Annotated in this window: 11 protein-coding genes; 1 reads left to right on the forward strand and 10 read right to left on the reverse strand. The window is 39.2% G+C overall.

Annotated features, from left to right (window positions below; genetic code table 11):
* Window positions 1–5: 5 nt before the first annotated feature.
* The 10 genes from BHV72_RS07590 to BHV72_RS07635 form a co-directional block, all read right to left on the reverse strand.
* Window positions 6–2,729, reverse strand: a complete 2,724-nt coding sequence (locus tag BHV72_RS07590; protein WP_286855539.1) for a S9 family peptidase — start codon at window positions 2,727–2,729, stop codon at window positions 6–8.
* Window positions 2,713–5,070 (reverse strand): S9 family peptidase, encoded by a 2,358-nt coding sequence (locus BHV72_RS07595; RefSeq protein WP_005682500.1) that lies wholly within the window; start codon window positions 5,068–5,070, stop codon window positions 2,713–2,715. Before BHV72_RS07595 ends, BHV72_RS07590 begins: the two co-directional genes overlap by 17 nt.
* An 18-nt stretch (window positions 5,071–5,088) precedes the next feature.
* The gene (locus tag BHV72_RS07600; protein WP_122270333.1) at window positions 5,089–7,425 is read right to left on the reverse strand and encodes a S9 family peptidase; all 2,337 of its coding nucleotides are present in this window, start codon (window positions 7,423–7,425) and stop codon (window positions 5,089–5,091) included.
* Window positions 7,426–7,493: 68 nt separating this feature from the next.
* Complete coding sequence (locus BHV72_RS07605; protein WP_286855540.1) at window positions 7,494–9,197, reverse strand: PKD-like family lipoprotein; 1,704 nt, start codon at window positions 9,195–9,197, stop codon at window positions 7,494–7,496.
* 16 nt (window positions 9,198–9,213) lie between these two features.
* On the reverse strand, window positions 9,214–9,969 hold the full coding sequence (locus tag BHV72_RS07610) for a DUF4843 domain-containing protein (RefSeq protein ID WP_055169863.1): 756 nt from the start codon (window positions 9,967–9,969) through the stop codon (window positions 9,214–9,216).
* A 22-nt stretch (window positions 9,970–9,991) separates the two neighbouring features.
* Window positions 9,992–11,506 carry a RagB/SusD family nutrient uptake outer membrane protein gene (locus BHV72_RS07615; protein WP_055169860.1) on the reverse strand — a complete coding sequence of 505 codons (1,515 nt, stop codon included), beginning with the start codon at window positions 11,504–11,506 and terminating at the stop codon, window positions 9,992–9,994.
* Window positions 11,507–11,518: 12 nt separating this feature from the next.
* On the reverse strand, window positions 11,519–14,884 hold the full coding sequence (locus BHV72_RS07620) for a SusC/RagA family TonB-linked outer membrane protein (RefSeq protein WP_286855541.1): 3,366 nt from the start codon (window positions 14,882–14,884) through the stop codon (window positions 11,519–11,521).
* Between the two features lie 48 nt (window positions 14,885–14,932).
* The gene (locus BHV72_RS07625; RefSeq protein WP_055169854.1) at window positions 14,933–16,135 is read right to left on the reverse strand and encodes a FecR domain-containing protein; all 1,203 of its coding nucleotides are present in this window, start codon (window positions 16,133–16,135) and stop codon (window positions 14,933–14,935) included.
* Between the two features lie 248 nt (window positions 16,136–16,383).
* Complete coding sequence (locus BHV72_RS07630; RefSeq protein ID WP_005676890.1) at window positions 16,384–16,950, reverse strand: RNA polymerase sigma-70 factor; 567 nt, start codon at window positions 16,948–16,950, stop codon at window positions 16,384–16,386.
* 460 nt (window positions 16,951–17,410) lie between these two features.
* On the reverse strand, window positions 17,411–17,581 hold the full coding sequence (locus BHV72_RS07635; RefSeq protein ID WP_153880953.1) for a hypothetical protein: 171 nt from the start codon (window positions 17,579–17,581) through the stop codon (window positions 17,411–17,413).
* A 610-nt stretch (window positions 17,582–18,191) separates the two neighbouring features.
* Here BHV72_RS07635 and mnmG point away from each other — a divergent pair.
* The gene (gene mnmG / locus BHV72_RS07640) at window positions 18,192–20,078 is read left to right on the forward strand and encodes a tRNA uridine-5-carboxymethylaminomethyl(34) synthesis enzyme MnmG (RefSeq protein ID WP_022043180.1); all 1,887 of its coding nucleotides are present in this window, start codon (window positions 18,192–18,194) and stop codon (window positions 20,076–20,078) included.
* Window positions 20,079–20,118 lie beyond the last annotated feature (40 nt).

A 20,118-nucleotide genomic window follows, 5' to 3' on the forward strand; every position in this document is an offset into this window, starting at 1 on the left:
TTCATTTATTTTTCTAGTAAATCATATTTTTGGTCAATGCCACGTTCTCTCAGATGAATACCCTCTTTCATCCAACGCGGTTCTTTTGTTCCTTTCAGGTAATAGTCGAAGAATTGCATCATCCGGATAGTCCAGTCCTTCTGGGCAGCCTGATTACTAAGGAAATGTCCTTCACCTTTGTAGTTGAGATGCCATGCCGGACGCTGTAAACGGCGCATAGCCAAATACAAGGCACGCCCCTGTTCATAAGCCACGGCCTCATCTTTGTCATTATGCCAGATCAGTAACGGCGTATGTATTTTATCGGCCTCTATGATAGCGGAGTTTGCCAGATATTTGTCCTTGGCTTCCCACAAATTCTTTCCCATACGGCTTTGCCATTCTTCGTACATGAAATAACGCGGTAAACCGCTTCCACCACGAATGCCCAAATAACCGGTCACCATATCAGTGATAGGAGCACCAATATTGGCACAAGTAAATAGATCGGTTTTAGTCACCAGATAACTGGTTTGGAATCCCGACCAGCTATGTCCTTGCAGACCTATCTTTCCCGGATGTGCTATCCCCTGCTCTATCAAATATTTGGTTCCGCTTACTACGGCATCATAACAACTCTGTCCCGGTGTTCCTATAGTGAAATGCACATCCGGCATGAATACGATATATCCGTTGCTGACGAAATACATCACATCACCCATTGCGCTGCTCAACATCGGAGCATGATAAGTATTCAATCCACCTGAATGCGTTTCATAGAATTGTACCAGTACGGGATATTCTTTTTGAGGATCATAATCTTCCGGCAGATAAAGTATTCCCTTATTGGGTTTATTCTCATAGTTTGTCCATTCCACCAACTTTGCAGTTCCCCATTTGTATTCACTTTGCTGAGGATTAGCATTCGTTATACGGATCGGATCGGAGAAATCGGCTTTGCTCCACCACAGATCACGGAATTCTGACATATTCTGACGATTCCAGATGCAATACTTCTGATTATCCGAGAAACGATGAATCGCATAGATATAAGGACCTTCCGCAAGCTTCTTCAAACGACCTTTCATGTCAAGCGAATAAATGCCTTCATCCATCGTATTCTCATCCCACACGCTGACTACAACCGTCTCGTCCGGTTTGAAAACTTCCTTATCAATATTGCTGGTCATTTTACGGATAGATCTCTTATTTTTGCGGCCATATCCCTTGGTGAAACATTCCGGCTGACGTTCTCCGGTTAAATCTATCTTCCACCAGTCATAAGCATCGTAAATCAGTACATTATTACCATCAGCAGTCCAACCTGCAATTCCATAGGCAGGCGCAGGATTCGGTTTATCATAAGTTTCCTCGAATACCGGATAACCAATAGCTGTTGAAATATCGGTAACCTTACCCGTTGTTCCGTCAAACTTATTCCATACCTGTGCAACAGGATCATACATCACAGCCCATTTACCGTTCATTGACCACTTCGGCCTTGTCCGATAGCTACGTCCTACCAATTGCTTTTTTCCTGTATGCACATTCACAGAATAGATATCAAACGGCACTTCATTAAGCCATTCTTTCTGCATACGATAGGGAGTTTCGTCCGTATAAAGCACATAATGTATTTCTTCTGCACGGTCCGGTTCCAACAAATCAGCATGACCGGGAGCTACTTCCGTCAATTTTCCGGAAGCAATATCATAGATATATTTTGAATATTGAGGACGGAAATAACGACCACGAGTCTGCAACGTAGGAACTTCATATTCATCCCAAGTCCACAGCTCCAGTTCGAAACTCTTATCCGGCTTTACTTCCTCTTCTTTTTTATCTTTATTTACTTTCTCCTGATAAGGTCTGAGTTCCATTGTCAGGAACTTCTGACTGTGCGACAGAGTGGCCCGCGCAAGTTCCATTCCTGCCGGTAGAATCACCTCTTTACGGTCGAAGACCAAATCGCAGGTATTCTTCTTTAAAGAGAAATTATACCATAGCGAATCCTTAATACTGAATTCTCCTGTCATCAGTTTTGTATCCAAACTGAAAGAAACAGGTTCTTTCTTTACAGCACTCTGATAGATAGTCTGATAGGGTCCCGTCAATGGGCCATAACACAATGCGTTTCCTTTTGCCTGCCTGCGTACAAAAATGATAGAACGTCCTTCATTGTATAAGGTATAATAGCCAATACTGTCAATCTGAAAAGCAGTACCGGTTTTCAGATGGCGAACCACCAAACGATTAAAAGACGGGACATGATTGACCGTATCTTTCGGAACGTTTGTCACTGAGACTGAATAAGGAGTTCCATTTACCGGCCGGAAAGATTCCTTATATTTCCATTCTTTCTTGATACCTGAAGGAAGTTCCATCAGGATCGTCTTCATATTTCCTGTAGAGTCAGCCTTCTGATAAGAAAGAGCTTGATCCGAATTATAAAACTCAATGTTTTCCACATCATCCAGCAGAATCTCCTTGCGGGTACGTGTATCAAACAGATGTACAGTTTTTGCGTCGGTGTTTTCAGGATTGTACTCCATAGGTGCAATCCGGTAGGTAACCCAACGTCCTGTCGGGGAGATATCCGGCGATTCAACACGCTTCCACGACATGCAGGCTTCAATGTCAACCGGCTTCTTCTGTGTTTGAGCATCGACACTCGGGACAAAACCGGCTAACACTCCCACTATTAATCCGATTCCCATTATTGTCTGCTTCATTTTATCTTCTCCTTTCATCTTTTATCATATCTTTATTCAAATCAATATCACAGTCTGCCGAGTTATCATGTAACAACAGACGTGCAAAATGACGCCACATTTTATGCTCAAAAAAGCTCTCGGACTCACCGAAGAATCCATGAGTACATTTAGGTAACACAAACATATCAAAGTCCTTGTCCGCTTTAATCAATGCATCTACCAGACGTAAAGTATTGGCCGGATTCACAGTCTGGTCTATGGCACCGGTAAACAGCAGCAATCCATGTTTGTAATTCTTCGCCAACTCCTGATTCGGACGCACACGTACACTATAATCATACGTTTTGCTCTCTACTCCCAAACTGTCTTTAGTCGTTGTCACCTTCTCATCTACACCATAATGAATCTCCACGAAACCTTTATTGTAAATACGATTGTCATGGTTACCGGCCGATGAGACAGCAGCCGAATAAAAGTCCGGATAAGTGCAAATAGCGGCAGCCGACATAAATCCGCCGCCTGAATGACCGTAAATACCTACCTTGGTAGCATCTATAAAGGGATAACGGGCAGCCAGTTGTTCGATAGCATATTTATCATCCGCCAGCGGATAATCGCGCATATTATTGTATCCATAGGTATGATAAGCCTTTCCACGCATTGGAGTACCCCCTCTGTGGCCTACGGTAATTACAATGAATCCCAGTTGAGCCAAACGGGTGTTATAAACATCATTTATTGTGAAACGAGTCGGCACGTACTCGAAGAACGGCCCCGGATAAACATTTGAAATAATAGGGTAAACTTTCGTCGAATCAAAATCGGCGGGCTTCCACATCACACCATAAAGGTCGGTTACTCCGTCGGCAGCTTTTACTTTAAAACGTTCCGGAGCTTTCCAGCCCATTTCATAGACAGGTTGCAAGTCCGGTTTCTCCAATGTCATGATTACCTTCCCATTCCGGTTGCGAACCACGTTTACCGGCTCCTGCGACACGGTAGAATATGAATCTACCAGATAGCGACAGGAGGGAGAGATACTGACTTCGTGTGACGCATTCTCCGGCGTCAACAGACGGAGTGCATTCGGACGATCCAAATGAGCTTCATAAAGAATATAGTAATAAGGGTCAATTCCTTTCTCCCGTCCATAACCATAGAAATACATCTTGCGTCCGACAGTATCAATCTGCGCAACCGGGCCGGCTACCCAAGTACCGTCTGTCAGTTGATTCTTCAGGTTTCCTGTTGCTGTATCATACAGATAATAATGTCCCCAACCGTTACGTTCGGAACGGAACAGGATTTCTTTTCCGTCATTCAGGAAAGAAACATTACGCATCTGATAATCGAGATACGGCTTGTTTTCTTCATGAATCACCACACGCACTTTTCCGGTCTCTACATCCACTTCGCAAATATCCGACTGGTTCCATGTACGGTTATAGCGTTGGAAGTACAAGCGCTTTCCGTCTTTTGACGCATACAATACATCAATATACTGATCCGGCCAACGATTGATATCCACCTTCTTAACTTCCCGCTTGTCTATATCTCCCAACAGTAATTCATATTGAGTCACATTTTTATCGCCGGCCAATTCAGCTTTATAAGTGATCAGTTCAGGAGAAGGCTTGGATAAAGAATTAATAACCCACAAGTCACGGACTTTCCGGTTGTCTTCACGGACAGCGTAGAAACGGTGGCTTCCCGGAATCCAGTGAGCCGATTCGGCTCCGAAACGGCCTTCCATCTTGCCTTCGTCTTCACGGTTGAATGTATAATCCGGCATACCGTCCGTCGTCAATTGAACCGGAATTGTATCCTGTCCCTTTTTCGGGTTTCCAACGAAATACAAGTTATCCTTACTGGCATAAAGAAAATACAAGCTATCCGGAGAATATTTCATCCAATACGGATCGCCGGTTTTATACGTCGGCTTCTCATCGAGTTGCTTCAATTCTTTTGTATGGATATTGTATGTATAAAGTCCGCGGTCAAAATCAATACGAATGGTTTCGTTGTCCTTCATAAATGTGAAAGACAAATGCGGATCTGCCGAAGAATAGGCTTTCTTGGTATATACTGCAATTTTGCTCAATAACTCATCCGTATCAAACAACAATCGTTTCTCCTTCTTCTTCGGATTGACATAATAATATTTCTTTCCTTCACGTGTTGTAAAAGAGTAATAAAAGCAATCCGTATCGTTGATAAACGTCGGTCTGACTTCTGTAGAATACTTATCTATAGGATTTTGCTCCAACAAACGGAACTTTTCCGCTAACTGATAATTCGCTTTTTGTTGCGCACCGGCAAGGTTGCATGATACTAATGCAACCGCCAGGCACAAATATCTAAAGAGAGAGTTTTTCATAAAATCTTATCTATTGTCTTATTTACTACGGTTAATATCTCCCCAATAGTCTGCACGGGTATCACCTAGCAAATGTTTGGCAAAGAAACGGTACATTTTCTTCTCAAAATACTCATCGGCAGAGCCATATCCATGACCGGCTCCGGGAATGACAAGCATATCGAAATCCTTACCGGCCTCAATCAAAGCCTGAGCCATACGGTATGTATGTGCAGGATTCACGTTCTTATCCATATCTCCGGTTACAAGCATCAAGTGTCCTTTCAGATTCTTGGCTATCTCTGCATTCGACTTTACTCTAAACTTGTATTCATATTCTTTGGTCTCGTTACCCAGACTGTCTTTCACCACCTTCTCTACTTCTCTTACACCATTGTAACATTCTCCCCAACCACGGTTATAGATACTATTATCATGGTTTCCGGAACAAGAAACGGCAGCCTTATAAAAGTCCGGATAAGTGCAGATAGCAGCCGCAGCCATAAATCCGCCACCGGAATGTCCGTAGATACCAACTTTCTTACCGTCAATAAACGAGTGGCGCTGAGCCAACTGCTCAATAGCATACTTATCATCTTCCAACGGATAATCACGCATATTGCCGTAACCGTAACGGTGATATGCCTTTCCACGCATCGGAGTATCTCCCCTATGGCCTACAGTGATTACAATAAAGCCAAGCTGTGCCATACGGGTACAATAGCTATCATCCAACGTAAAGTTAGTAGGAACGAACCCGAAGTATGGTCCCGGATAAACAACCGAAATAATCGGATATTTCTTTTCCGGATCAAAATTAGACGGCTTCCACATCACTCCATACAAATCCGTAACATTATCGGCAGCTTTCACCACAAAATTTTCCGGCTTCTTCCAACCGGCGGCATATACTAAGTCAAGATCAGGTTTTGCCAATTCCATAATCACTTTACCCTTTCTATCTTTCAACATGATTTTGGGTTCCATGTCTACTCTACTATAAGTATCAACATAATAATTATGAGATTTCAAGAAACTCACATTATGTTGTCCGTCTTCCGTACTTAATGGGGTCACTCCTTCTTTATCAATATCAACTTCATACAGCATATAATAAAAAGGATTAACCTTCTTATCTTTTCCATATCCGTACAAATAAACCTTACGTTTCAATGTATCAATCGAGTTAATATAACCTGTTACCCATTCACCAGAAGTCATTGTATTTTTGAGATTTCCATCTCTATCGTAATGATAATAATGTCCCCAACCTGTACGTTCTGAACGAAACAGTATATCCTTTCCATCATTCAGGATTGCAACATTACGAGCATGCGGATCACGATATGGCTTATCTTCCTCATGAATAATTTCCTTTACTTCCAAAGTAGAAAGATTAACTGAGCATACATCCACCTCATCCCAAGTACGTTTCGTTCGCTCAAAGAATAAATATTTACTATCAGAAGTGACATATAAAGGCATAACATATTGATCTTGCCATTTGTCTATTTCAGCCTTTTTGGCAGTCTTTTCTATTATATCAATAATTGTCAAATCATTCTGAGTCACATATTTGTCACCCGGGAACTCATACTTATACGACTTTAATGAAGGATAGTCGCTCAAAGAATTAATAACCCAAAAGTTACGTAGCTTACGGTTATCATCACGTACAGCATATATATGCCGATTATCCGGGCACCAACGTGCCAATGTAGGCATCTCTCCCTCTTCTCCAGGTTCATAATCATCATCGCGTGCATAAGAAAAGTCTTTCATACCATCGACGGTCAACTGCACTTCGGTTGTATCTACCCCTAATGCTTTATTTCCCTTTATGTATAAATTATGATTCTTAGCATACAAAATATATTTCTTATTAGGAGAGAAATTCATCCATGTATAGGTCGGTTCTAACGACTCTTTATTTTCTTCTTTCTTCTCAAACAGCGTCAATTTATCCGTCAAGCGATTATAGCTATATTGTTTACCCTTATAATCAAACACAAACGAACGTTGGTCTTTAGAAAAAGTAACAGATGATATGTCCAATTTATTTTTATCTACTACACCTTTGGTGAATTCGCTCAACTGCATAGCCATTTTCCCCTTATCAAAAAGAGGTTCACGTTTTCCTGCAGCAGGCATCACATAATAATATTCTTTACCAACTGTCGTTTGAAACTCAAACCAAAAATTATCTGTATCATTAATTTCCCGTGGATATATCGATAGACTATTATGAGATAATTTACCTCCTAAAGTAAAATCATAAAACTTCTGTGCCAATTCATAATTAGCTTGCTGCTGAGAAAACCCCAACTGAAAACTCCAATACATTGACAGTATAGTAAACAATATTTTCTTATTCATACACAAGTTTAGTTATCATAAAGATAGGCCCACGCTTTTCAACGTGAGCCTGGTATTATAAAAAGATTCTATTGGAAAGTATAAGTAAACACTCCACTAGCATTACCAAACTTATACAAAGTATCCACTATTTTTCCAAAGTTATTATTATCCTTATCCTCTGTTTCCGGACTTGGATAAAGCTGATTCACGGTTATATTGTCCAACACTTTATCCTCCTCTACTACCTCATAAATAAAGAAATCACCATTTTCTAATGCAACCCCTAAATGACCATTATGGTATATATCACCGTCCCTTGTATACTCTTCTACATCATGACTGGATATAGAAACTATATTTTGATCAAACTTTTTCAACAATACAGCATTACTAGTAGAGCCGCCATATGGGCAATACCATATCTCCTTTCCACTGGCAAATACAACATACTTTTTATGTTGGAATACAGCCATATCAACATAACCTGCTGCAAACACTCTAGCATCAACCGGAACCTCTTTAAAGTCAGTGACAGTCACTATACCCCCACTTGTATCTCCCTCAAGTCCAAAATAGCGCATACTATATGTACCTTTTTCTTCCATTAACGCAAGCCATTTAGGAACAATATATGAATCTGTCACATCAAAACGATTATCACGTCCGCAGGTTGCAGGTATCATTGCTATGACATTTTTGCTCATTTGTTTAAAATGCTTCTCATCCGTATTCTCTGTGAGCTCAACAATATTTCCATCGTTTCTAGATGAATTCTCAGTGATTGCAGAAGGAGTTCCGTCAAGAGAATATTCATTATAACGACCTGCATCCCAAATACCGACCAAAGAATTGTCCTCTGTACAAGCAGGAATTACATAATAATTACGATTGTATAATTTATGAGCCTGATATAATCCCTTAAACTTTGTACTATTTGCTAATGGTACCGAAATATATGAACCTGCATGATAGTCATTAGCCAATACTTTTCTATGCAAATATATAAACCCATTTTTATCTCTAATTAGCTTTGAAGAAAATGTCATCGCTGCTTCTACCGGTTCAAAGTTTTCAGGAAGGTCATTTCCAAACTCTTCCTTTGTATAAACTTCATGCTCCATCGTATTTCCATTCAGTTCAACCCAATTATCCTTTCCTTGCATAACCACGATCTCATCATATACAGCATCCGAAAAGCCAAAATCATATTCCACTCCAATATGCTCCATTAATCCTTTCGGCTCTGTCCCCAAGTCAGGACGAAAATACTTTTCAACATCATAGAATATAATAGAATCACGCTCAACAGGATTCCCCTCCGCATCAATATCATCACGCTTCACCGTTCTCATTTTTATAAAGGAAAGAGCGGATTTTCCGTCCTTTTCCGATAGTATTAACCAGCCAACCAAATAAGGAGAACGCACCGTTATTTCCGCTGATTTAGAAAACTTCACACCTGTTTTATTATCCACAACTGAATATGTCACTTCATACTTACCTGTTTTTGCTGCATTAAATGTATAATCAGGAGTCTTTACATCTAGCAGTTCCCCATCTAAATACCACTCATAACTCACATCCGGATGAATACTATCAATTGTAAATTTAAATGTAGGTTTTAAATACAGACCCTCTTCCACAGATACTGTATACCATCCATTCATATTCTCAATCGATCCATTCAACTCATTGATTTGCCTATAATTAAAATCATTTTTATCATCCAAACAGCTACTGATACAACATAGCAATAAGAATAATACAGTATATAATAATATCCTTTTCATAATTATTTCCTTTCTTTTATCCAGCAATAGGAACTTCTATTATCACTCCGTTCTCGTCACGCAGCCACTTATCTTTCGGCTTATCTCCATTAATATTCTTCAAGGTATTCTTTAAACGTAGAGAATATTTACGTAGGATATTCATATCCTTACCATCGAAAACAACATCATCTTTCTTCAATTCATCTAGAAACATTAAATATTTCGTCTCTGAATATACTCCCAAATAATATTCTTCGGCAATATTAAATCGGTCATCTACATTGCCTATATTACCGACAGACCACCAAACAGGCTTAAAGATTCTATCAGTCACAGAGATTATAGCTCTAGTAAATTTAGCGGTTCCTTCACGTACTTCACCTTCTTCATTAACTTTTAAAGCCAGCAACTTGGTATTTTCTTTTAATATGTCATAGTTTTTTAGAGTAATAATAATCTCACCTTTCAATTCACCGGCTTTGATTACGCATTTTTCAGGCAATTCAAATTGAGATTCAGGTAAAGTAGTACGAACCGGATCAAATCCTAATGAGAATGTCAAATCATTCTCCTGCAATTTACCATATACCTTGACGCCTAATGCTATTTTAGCATCTTCTCCTTCATCATAAAACTTGAAAGATACAGCTGTGGTATCAGTTGTCATATCTTTATCAAAGATGACATAAGAGACATCATTCGCATTTGTCAATAAGTCATTCTGTTCGCAAGAAAAAAACGAGCATATCAGACAAATAGTAATTATTGTATAAAGAAATTTTCTTTTCATATCATTTCCATTTTTCATTATCTTAAATATTACTTTCTGAATCAGGCAGAGGTAATACCATATTTTCCTCTTTAGCTTCCACTTCTTTCCAACTATACCCTTCCATCCCCAACAGGTTCTTTTTTAGACGTTTATACATAAAAAAGGTTTGACCTTCACCTACAAACTCACGACGGGCATCACTAACAATCATATTGATAAATTCTTCCTCAGATGTCACTTGGGAATAATCAACATTTTTAATACCCCTTCCTTTTTTTACTGATGAAAGGTATTTTTGAGCTAAGGCAGGATCTGTTTTATAAATTGCCTCAGCAGCAATATAATATACCTCAGACATACGGATCATTGGTATCATCTCATCATTTACCTTGCTATATGTAGTTCCTTCTTTTTGTTTATTATACTTTAAGGTGCGATAATAATAATCATAGTATTTACCTTCCAACTGATATATCAGACGCCAGTCTGATGATTTCTCCGAACCAAAAAACTCATTCACCAATTCATCGCCTAAACATAAATAATGTTCATTATATTCATCTGCCGGATTATCTGATAAATGATTTATTTTTTGATCCCAATCAGTCAAATCTGTCGAATACAAAGAAAAAATAATATCCTCCATCATCTTCATATTTCCTTTGTTAAAACCAGAAGAACTGGTAGAAGCAGCAAACCATTTCTTTGACTCCACCACATCGATTACTTTTTTAGCTTCTGCATAAGCCTCATCAGCCTTTTGGGCATACAAATAGACACGCGCTAGCTCTGCAGTAACAGCATAATAATTCATCCTATAACCTCTATAGCCTAAAAAGCGTGACTCACCATTATAACTCTGAATAAAACGACTCTCCATACTGAAACTTGCAGATTTATCTACTGACAGCAAAATGGATTGAGCTTTCTTCAAATCATCAATTATATGTTGCAAACAGTAACTGACAGTCTGTCTATCACTCAAATACGACGGATATTTGTCAACATAAGGAATAAAAGTACGCTCACCAGGATTCATGAGCAAAGAAGGAGCATAAATTCGCAATAAATCAAAATGCATATATGCTCGTAATGCAATCGCTTCAGCAAATATCATATCTCGTTCATGAGTCCGATCATAAAACAACAGAGTATCTTCATTTTCAACTTGCTGAGCTAAATTATTACAATTAGCAATAATATTCCACGCTGCGTCCCACATTGCATCTGTAGTCGGAGTCAATTCCGAATGTTTAAATGAAAAAGTTGCTATTTTTTTCATTGCTCTTCCACCACCATCATCAGGAGCCTTATCTAAATTATAGACTAACCCCCAGCCGTCAATCAGTCCCCAACTTAAATTGCTGCCATACAAATCGAACGTTGCCAGTTTCCGGTAAATACCATTTAGAGCAGTACGGTAACCATTTCCTGTTTCAAACAAATATTCTTCTTTTATCTCGTCCGATGGCCGCACATCCAACCAATCGTTACAGGAGGACATAAATAAGCTTATAAAGCCAACTATAAATAATGTATTATATATTCTTTTCATCTCTATTTCCTTTTAAAATTGTGCTTTCACAGAGAACTCTACTTTCCAAGATCTCGGATAACTCAAGCCACGTTCTTGCTTGATAGATGTCCAGTTCAATAAGTCGCTTGTAGATGCTTCTAAACGAAGCAAATTCATATGAAGATGCTTCTTCAGCCACTCACGATCGAAATCATAACTGAGTGTCAAACTATTCAGGCGAACGACTGCTTTATCTTGTACAAATCGAGAAGTTGGCAACGTTGTAAGACTTCTATCCTTAATATCTTTGAATTGAGCAATATCGCCAGGTTTCTGCCATCTATCAGTTAAGACACGCAGGTCAACATTCCTATTTGCCAAATCTGCATTTTCCACATTATCTACCAGAGTTTGGTTGTACTCCTGTCCACCCCATTCATACAAGAAAGAAGCAAACAATGTCCAATTTTTATATGACATATTCACACCAAATGCACCATTACATTTCGGTTCTGTATTTCCTACTACAACTTCTTGTGTAGCATCCCATTTATCAGCAACAGTGCCATCTCTATTCAAAAAGATTTCCTTACCTGTTGTAGGGTCAATCCCTAGAGAACGTACAGCCCAAATTGAAGTTAACGACGCTCCTTCTGCATACTGCGGAATAGGAACAGAATAATTTGCATCATCCAATGAAGAACCTGTCAATTCTTGGTTAAAAGCTTCTTTCTTATAAAACTCTGCAACTCTTTGATTATAGGCCTTCTGAGAATCCGATATTTTTAGAATCTCATTCTTATTGTGTGCCATATTTCCCCATAAAGAGACATTCCAGTTTCTATCACGATATATATCCGCACGTACTTCTACTTCCACTCCCTTGTTTACTACTTCACCCATATTATCTTTATAAGTCGAAAAACCGGAAGTATGAGAAAGCGTAACATCATTTACAAGATCAATAGTTTTATCATAGTAGTACTCAAAATCTATAGTCAAACGTTTATTCAATGTTTGAGTTTCGATACCAATATTGAACTTATCTGTTTTCTCCCAAGTCAAATCCTTGTTTCCCAATGCTTTCAAAACTGCTCCATATCCTGTTTTATACCATTCATCAAATAATGCTTCATAAACAGTAGAAGCTGCATAAGGAGCAAAATTGACCTTACCCGTACGTCCATAAGAGCCTCGAACCTTCAATTTATTGATATATGGATTAGTCTTTAAAAAATCATAGTTATGAATATTCACCCCTAAACCTCCAGAAAAGAAAGGTGCCCATTTTTGATTAGTTCCGAATTCGGAAGAACCATCAAAACGTACAGAAAGGTCAGCTAAATAAATATCATTATAAGTATAGTTGGAAGAGGCAATCGCACTAACCATACGAGTTGTATTTTCGGAACGAGTCGGCTTTTTATAAATCTCTGCCGCATAATTTAATGAATGGAATTCTCCTGAAGGAAAACCACGATAATGCGCGTTCGTATTTTCTGTTGTACTGGAAGAAGCCTCCCAACCTAAAGATACATTCAGATTATGTTTTTCTTTAAATGTACGGGTATAATAAAGGAATGCATTAGCATTCCAATTAATGCTTTCTCCCTTTGTAGTATATAGGTCACCGGAAAGATTCTTATCATCTGTCCCATACACGCTTGTTTTACTAGACAACGGATCTATGAATTTCTCTGCTTTTGAGTATTGCTTTGTTACACTAAATTGTCCTTTAACAGTCCAATAATTATCTATGTACCAGTTAAAACTCAAATTATCAATTAATTCATCATAGGCATTCCAATCATAATTACCTAAAGTAGCTTCATACAATGGATTATTTATGTCACGGTTTGAAGGTTTAGAAAATTTCAGCCCTTGTACTAACTTACCATTATCGTCATAAGGAGAATCATAGGGTTGTAAACTTGTATAATCACTAAAGGAACCATATGGAGACGCCTTTGATTTAGTATGAGTGAAAGATACGTAATTTTTTATTTGAAAGTTTTTCATTCTATAATCTAAAGAAAAACCTGCACTATATCGATTACGTTCTGTTCCTTTCATCACCCCATCCGACAAATTAAAAGAACCATCTACACCATAACGCAAATTAGGTGTACCACCTTCTAAATAAATACTATGTTTATGATTAAATGAATTCTGTAAAGGCAATGACATCCAATCCGTATCTACCCCTTTCTGAATTAAAGCATACTTTCTATAATAAGCATTTAATCCGGATCCTGTATTTATATTACTACCTGTACCATTTTCGAACAATCCGGCTAAACGTTCTATTTCCAATTTTTCTGCGGCATTTGCCAAGTTATAATCATGCAAATCCGGCATTTCCAAGGTTCCTGTAAAATTATAAGAGACACGAACTTCACCTGCTTTAGGAGCTACTGTAGTGATAACAACTACTCCATTTGCAGCACGAGATCCATACATTGCAGTCGCAGCAGCATCTTTCAATATCGTTAAACTCTCAATACGTGTAGGGTCCAAGTCATATATTTTTTCAATGCTTACTTCAAAGCCATCCATAATAAAAGTTGGAAGATTTGGGTTGTTTTCGAGATTTGAACGAGATAGATCTTTATCCAAGTCTTTAATTCCAAACCCTGAACGCCCGCGGATATACATTTCAGGAACAGTATTTGGGTCAGAACCAAACTGAGTATTATCTACTAAACGGAAAGAAGGGTCAAATGATTGAATTGCACCTAAAATATTCGTCTGTGACACCTTGCGCAATTCATCACCTGTTATTTGCGTAGAACTACCCGTAAAGCTGGATTTACGAACATTACTGTATCCCGTAACGACTACATCCTCCAATGTTTTCACATCGTCCACCATAGTTATTTCAAGCATCTTCTTACGGGTAGCATCCACCTGAAGTGTTTGTTTTTTCATTCCGATAAAAGAGACCTCCAAAGTCACTTTGTCATTTTTCACATCCAGCGTAAACTCACCTTCAATGTTTGTTGAAGTACCTGTACGAGTACCTTTCACAATAATACTGGCTCCGGGAATCGGTTCTCTATTCGAATCAACAACCATACCGCGGATACGGTTTTCCCGTTTTTCCGCCTGCATTTTGCGAATCACCACAATGCCGTCCTTCACCACATAATCAAATCCCTGAGGATTAAGAATCAACTTAAGTGCGATCTCCCATTTCTCATTTTTCGCATCAATCGACACTGGAGGCACTCCTTTAAACATTTGTGAATTATACAACATATTCACACCTGTTTGTTTCTTCACTGCATCCAAAACAGTCTCGATAGAGACATTGTGCAGTTTCAAAGTTACCGTCTTGTCTTGTGACGGTAAAGCCCATGCACTAAACGTGCAGCACATTGCCACTAGAAAACATAGCAGCCATCGTTTTTCTCTCATAAATTAATGATTAAACTTTTGTGTACCTAATATTCTAACTATTCTATATTATTCCAATTCTTCTACCTTATCATATATCAATATGTTCCTTCCACTGATTTTATAAGTCAGATCTCCTGTCAGTTCCAGTGCATCCAGGAATGAATTTATTGTTCCATAGCGTTTCAAACTACCACTATAAGTAATGTCACGCAAATGGGGAGTCTCATAATAAACCTGTATGTCGTACCAACGTTCGAATGTCTGCATTATCTCTCCTAAAGGGCGGTTATTAAAGACATACCTCCCGTCTACCCAACCGACATATTCATCCAGATCTACCATACGTTTTTCCGAACCGTTGGCAGAAACCACAGCCTGCTCCCCCGGCGAAAGAATAATAGTTCCGATGCTTGATGAAGAGAACTGTACTTTTCCGTGTACCAACGTTGTATAAACAGACGCATCGGTATAAGCATTGATATTGAAGGCAGTACCAAGCACAGTTACCTCTCCAAGATGAGTCTGCACGATGAACGGCCGTGTTTCGTCTTTTACGACATCAAAATAGGCCTCGCCTTCCAATGCCACAACTCTCCGCTTACCTGCAAAACGTACCGGATAAGTTAGTTTGGAACCGGCATTCAAATGAACAGTAGTTCCATCCGCCAGGATTACGGTATTTTCACCCCCACGCGGTATAACCAACTCATTGGATTTAACCGGTTTTTCTTCGGTACTTTCTTCCTCATGTTGTGTTGTAACGGTTGGTTGATAAGACAGTACTCCTTTCTTATATTTTACTTGAACGCCATCTACTACCACATTCACTTCTTTTTTATCCACATCAATAATGCTACCGTCAGGTAACGTTAACTGCGCCTGTTGTGTACCCGGCTGAATAAGAACTCTCTTCTCCTCTACTGCCGAATAGAAATTCGACATATAGAATGAAAGGCCGACAGCCAGAACTATGACAGCCACAGCAGCATACCACCAAACCCGGGAAATAGAAGGCTTACGTTCCTTCTTCTCCATTCGTCCGATTTTCTGAAGGAAAGATTGATAAGCTTTCTTTGATGAATAATCTTTATATTCTCCAAACGCAGCCTTCAATGTTTCACCATTCTGCAACTGCTCATACACTTTCTTTAAGTCCGGGCATTCCGCCAATCGTTTTTCAAGCTCTTTCCGTTCTGCTTCATTCGCTTCTCCCAAAAGAAACTTTCTCATTAAAGCAGCATCTTGATATATATTTTCGAACTTATTCATCTTATTATCTATTTTTTAATTAAATTGCAATTTCATCCTTGCTTTATTATAACTATACATAACTCATAGAAAAGGGTGACAAAAAGATGATCTTTTTTTGGAGAAGGAATATCCAACGAGGGATTTTAAAGAGAAAGATATAGCATTATGCTATCAAAATGAAGAAATACGGTCACATTTAACAAAGAAAACAAATCTTAATCAATCAATAAAAAGACAAAGAAGTATCAAATTGACTTTATTTCTTTTTAGAAAAATAAACAGAGAATTATAGAATGAATAGAGTCTCCCAGCTTTTCACGAAGAAATTTATAGCTACGGCTCTTTTGAGTTTTAACGGTATTGATACTTATTTCCAGACGTTCCGCTATTTCTTCCCAAGTATACCCTTCGATTCTCAACAGAATGATCCGGCGTTGCTCAGGCGGAAGTTCTTCAATATGGAAATACAACTGACGGATGATCTCTTCTTTCACTGTCAATGCATAAATCATATCCTCGTCTTGCCGACATTCTTCAGCAAGGGAACTTAGAATACTGTCATGAATCTGATTATTGCGTATATATAATAAGGTATTATTATAACAGGCACGATAAAGATAATTGGTAAGCTCTTTAATATCAGAGAAGGTACGCTTACCCTCCCATACGGAAATAAAGACTTCCTGTACCAAATCTTCAACTGCATCGGGAATTGGCAATATCTTGGAAACATAAACACATAGAGCAGCATAAAAACGATCGTAGAAATCGCCCCACGTCTTTTCATCCTTCCGGTTAACTCCTGCTACTATGGTGTCAATTCTATCACTCATATTGTCACTCTACTCATCAAAAAAGAATACAGAATTCGTAGAAATCGCTATAACCACTTACTATATCGATATTTACGAATGCAAATATATTGTTTTTTTCAAAAACACAGACTTTAAGTAGCCTACAAAATAGAAAATAAAAACGTTCTTTCTCTATATAAAAAACACAATATCATCTATCACCTATCACCGGCATCAAGCAAACCGTTTATTCATCGTACTTTCCGACGGTGATAGGTTGTTTCTTAACCTATCACCCAACCTATCACCTATCACCAACCATTTTCAAACAAATTAATATATAAAACCAACCGGTATCCACCTACTAAAAATATATCCCTTAGACAGGGCCAACAGATTATACCTTGGCAGCAGGTGTTTCACGCCGAGAAACAAATAGTTTCAAGTAATGGAAACCAAAGTTTCAAGGCTTAGAAACTCTAGTTTCGCACCGTTGGAACTAAAGTTTCAAGCCGGAGAAACTACTGTTTCCCTTGCAGAAACTTAAATGTCCCAATAGGAACAACTCCATGCTTATAGCATACAGCGATATAGGGGTACAAAAAAAGAGCGAATTATTCCGCTCCACCATTAAAGAATCCCCATAAATGGGATTCTTCTTTTTCATCATTCATTTACTCGTTTCCTGAAAACTACTTTTTACTAATACCTAATCAAAACAACCTTTTTCCTAAAAACTAATCTTAAAATCCAATACCTTAATTTTATAAACTAATATCCTTTAATATTACCTTGTTCTAATACCTAAAATCTTAGTAGTTTCACAACTACGCTGCAAAGGTATAGCTGTTTTAGAAAACAACAATAGTTAGTATGCTAAAAAACATATTTTCCCCTATTTTTTTGATTTATATCAAGAAAACAAGGAACGATTAGGTGTAATAAGGACATTCATTATTCAAATGCATGGAATCACGGACAGATCTTCTCTTTTCACTTCTATTTCATCAGAGAAACCGCCCATTTTTCTACTTACAAAAAGACAGCAAATAAAAGATTAAAGATGCAAAATTCCAGCATTCCGTTCCAAAAAGCAAGTACAAAGCAATAAATAAGAGATAAGATTGTAGACATTCTGTATATTTAAACTCCAAAATTACGGCGATTTTTCGAACCATTCCGGACACTCCCCCGAATTTTCGGAAGCAAAAACAACTGAAAGATACAAGTCTCGCAACTTTTCCGTAACTTTGCAGCGTTTGATAATAAATAAGATAGGAATGGATTTTAAGTACGACGTTATCGTAATCGGTGCCGGACATGCAGGCTGTGAAGCAGCAGCCGCAGCAGCAAATTTAGGTTCCAAGACTTGTCTCATCACAATGGACATGAACAAGATTGGACAGATGAGTTGCAACCCGGCCGTAGGAGGAATCGCCAAAGGACAAATAGTACGTGAGATAGATGCACTGGGTGGACAAATGGGATTGGTGACAGATGAAACAGCTATTCAGTTCCGAATCTTAAACCGTTCAAAAGGTCCCGCCATGTGGAGTCCTCGTGCCCAATGCGACCGCGCCAAGTTTATCTGGTCATGGCGCGAGAGACTGGAAAACACCCCCAACCTTCATATTTGGCAAGATACCGTATGCGAACTTCTCGTTGAAAACGGAGAGGTGACAGGACTCGTCACCGTCTGGGGAGTTACTTTCAAAGCAAAGTGCATCGTACTGACTGCGGGAACTTTCCTCAACGGACTGATGCACGTAGGACGCCACCAACTGCCGGGTGGAAGAATGGCCGAACCGGCTTCCTATCAACTGACCGAATCTATCGCCCGCCATGGGATTACTTACGGAAGAATGAAGACCGGAACTCCGGTACGTATCGACGCACGCAGCGTGCACTTCGACCAAATGGAAACGCAAGACGGAGAATGTGACTTCCACAAGTTCTCTTTCATGAATACAAGTACACGTCATTTGAAACAACTCCAATGCTGGACATGCTATACAAATGAAGAAGTACATCGGATTTTACGTGATGGATTGCCGGACTCTCCCCTTTTCAACGGACAAATTCAAAGTATCGGCCCGCGCTATTGCCCCAGCATAGAGACCAAGATTGTGACTTTCCCCGACAAAGACCAGCATCAGCTTTTCCTCGAACCGGAAGGAGAAACGACACAGGAATTATACCTCAACGGATTCTCTTCTTCGCTTCCAATGGATATACAGATTGCTGCCTTGAAAAAGATTCCCGCTTTCAAAGACTTGGTTATTTATCGTCCGGGATATGCAATTGAATATGACTACTTCGATCCAACACAATTAAAACATACGCTGGAATCGAAAGTTATTAAAAACTTGTTCTTTGCCGGACAAGTAAACGGAACCACCGGCTACGAAGAGGCCGGAGGACAAGGAGCAATAGCCGGAATCAATGCACACATTAATTGCCATGGTGGAGAAGAATTTACGTTGGCACGCGATGAAGCATATATCGGCGTATTAATCGACGATTTAGTTACCAAGGGAGTTGACGAGCCTTACCGGATGTTTACTTCACGCGCAGAATACAGGATTCTGCTCCGTATGGACGATGCAGACATGAGACTTACCGAACGGGCATACAAACTCGGATTAGCCAAGGAAGACCGTTATCGGTTGATGAAAAGCAAGAAGGAAGCTGTGGAACAGATTATTTCTTTCGCACGAAACTATTCGATGAAACCGGCACTAATTAATGATGCCCTCGAAAAGATAGGAACAACTCCCCTACGTCAAGGTTGCAAATTAATTGAGATATTGAACCGTCCGCAGGTGACGATAGAGAACATAGCCGAACACGTTCCGGCATTTCAACGGGAACTGGAAAAAGCAACAAGTGCCAACCAAGACCGTAAAGAAGAAATTTTGGAAGCTGCCGAAATCTTAATCAAATATCAAGGTTATATTGACAGAGAGCGAATGATAGCAGAAAAGTTGGCACGCCTGGAAAGTATAAAGATAAAAGGCAAGTTTGACTATTCTTCTATCCAGTCCCTATCCACCGAAGCTCGCCAAAAGCTGACTAAAATAGATCCGGAAACCATTGCCCAAGCGAGCCGGATTCCGGGAGTATCGCCAAGCGACATCAACGTGTTGCTGGTACTTTCGGGCCGGTAAGCGGCAACGTTTCACGTGAAACAAAGCATTTAAAGAAACG

The sequence above is a fragment of the Bacteroides sp. 43_46 genome, from assembly GCF_001915455.1.
Lineage (GTDB): Bacteria > Bacteroidota > Bacteroidia > Bacteroidales > Bacteroidaceae > Bacteroides > Bacteroides caccae.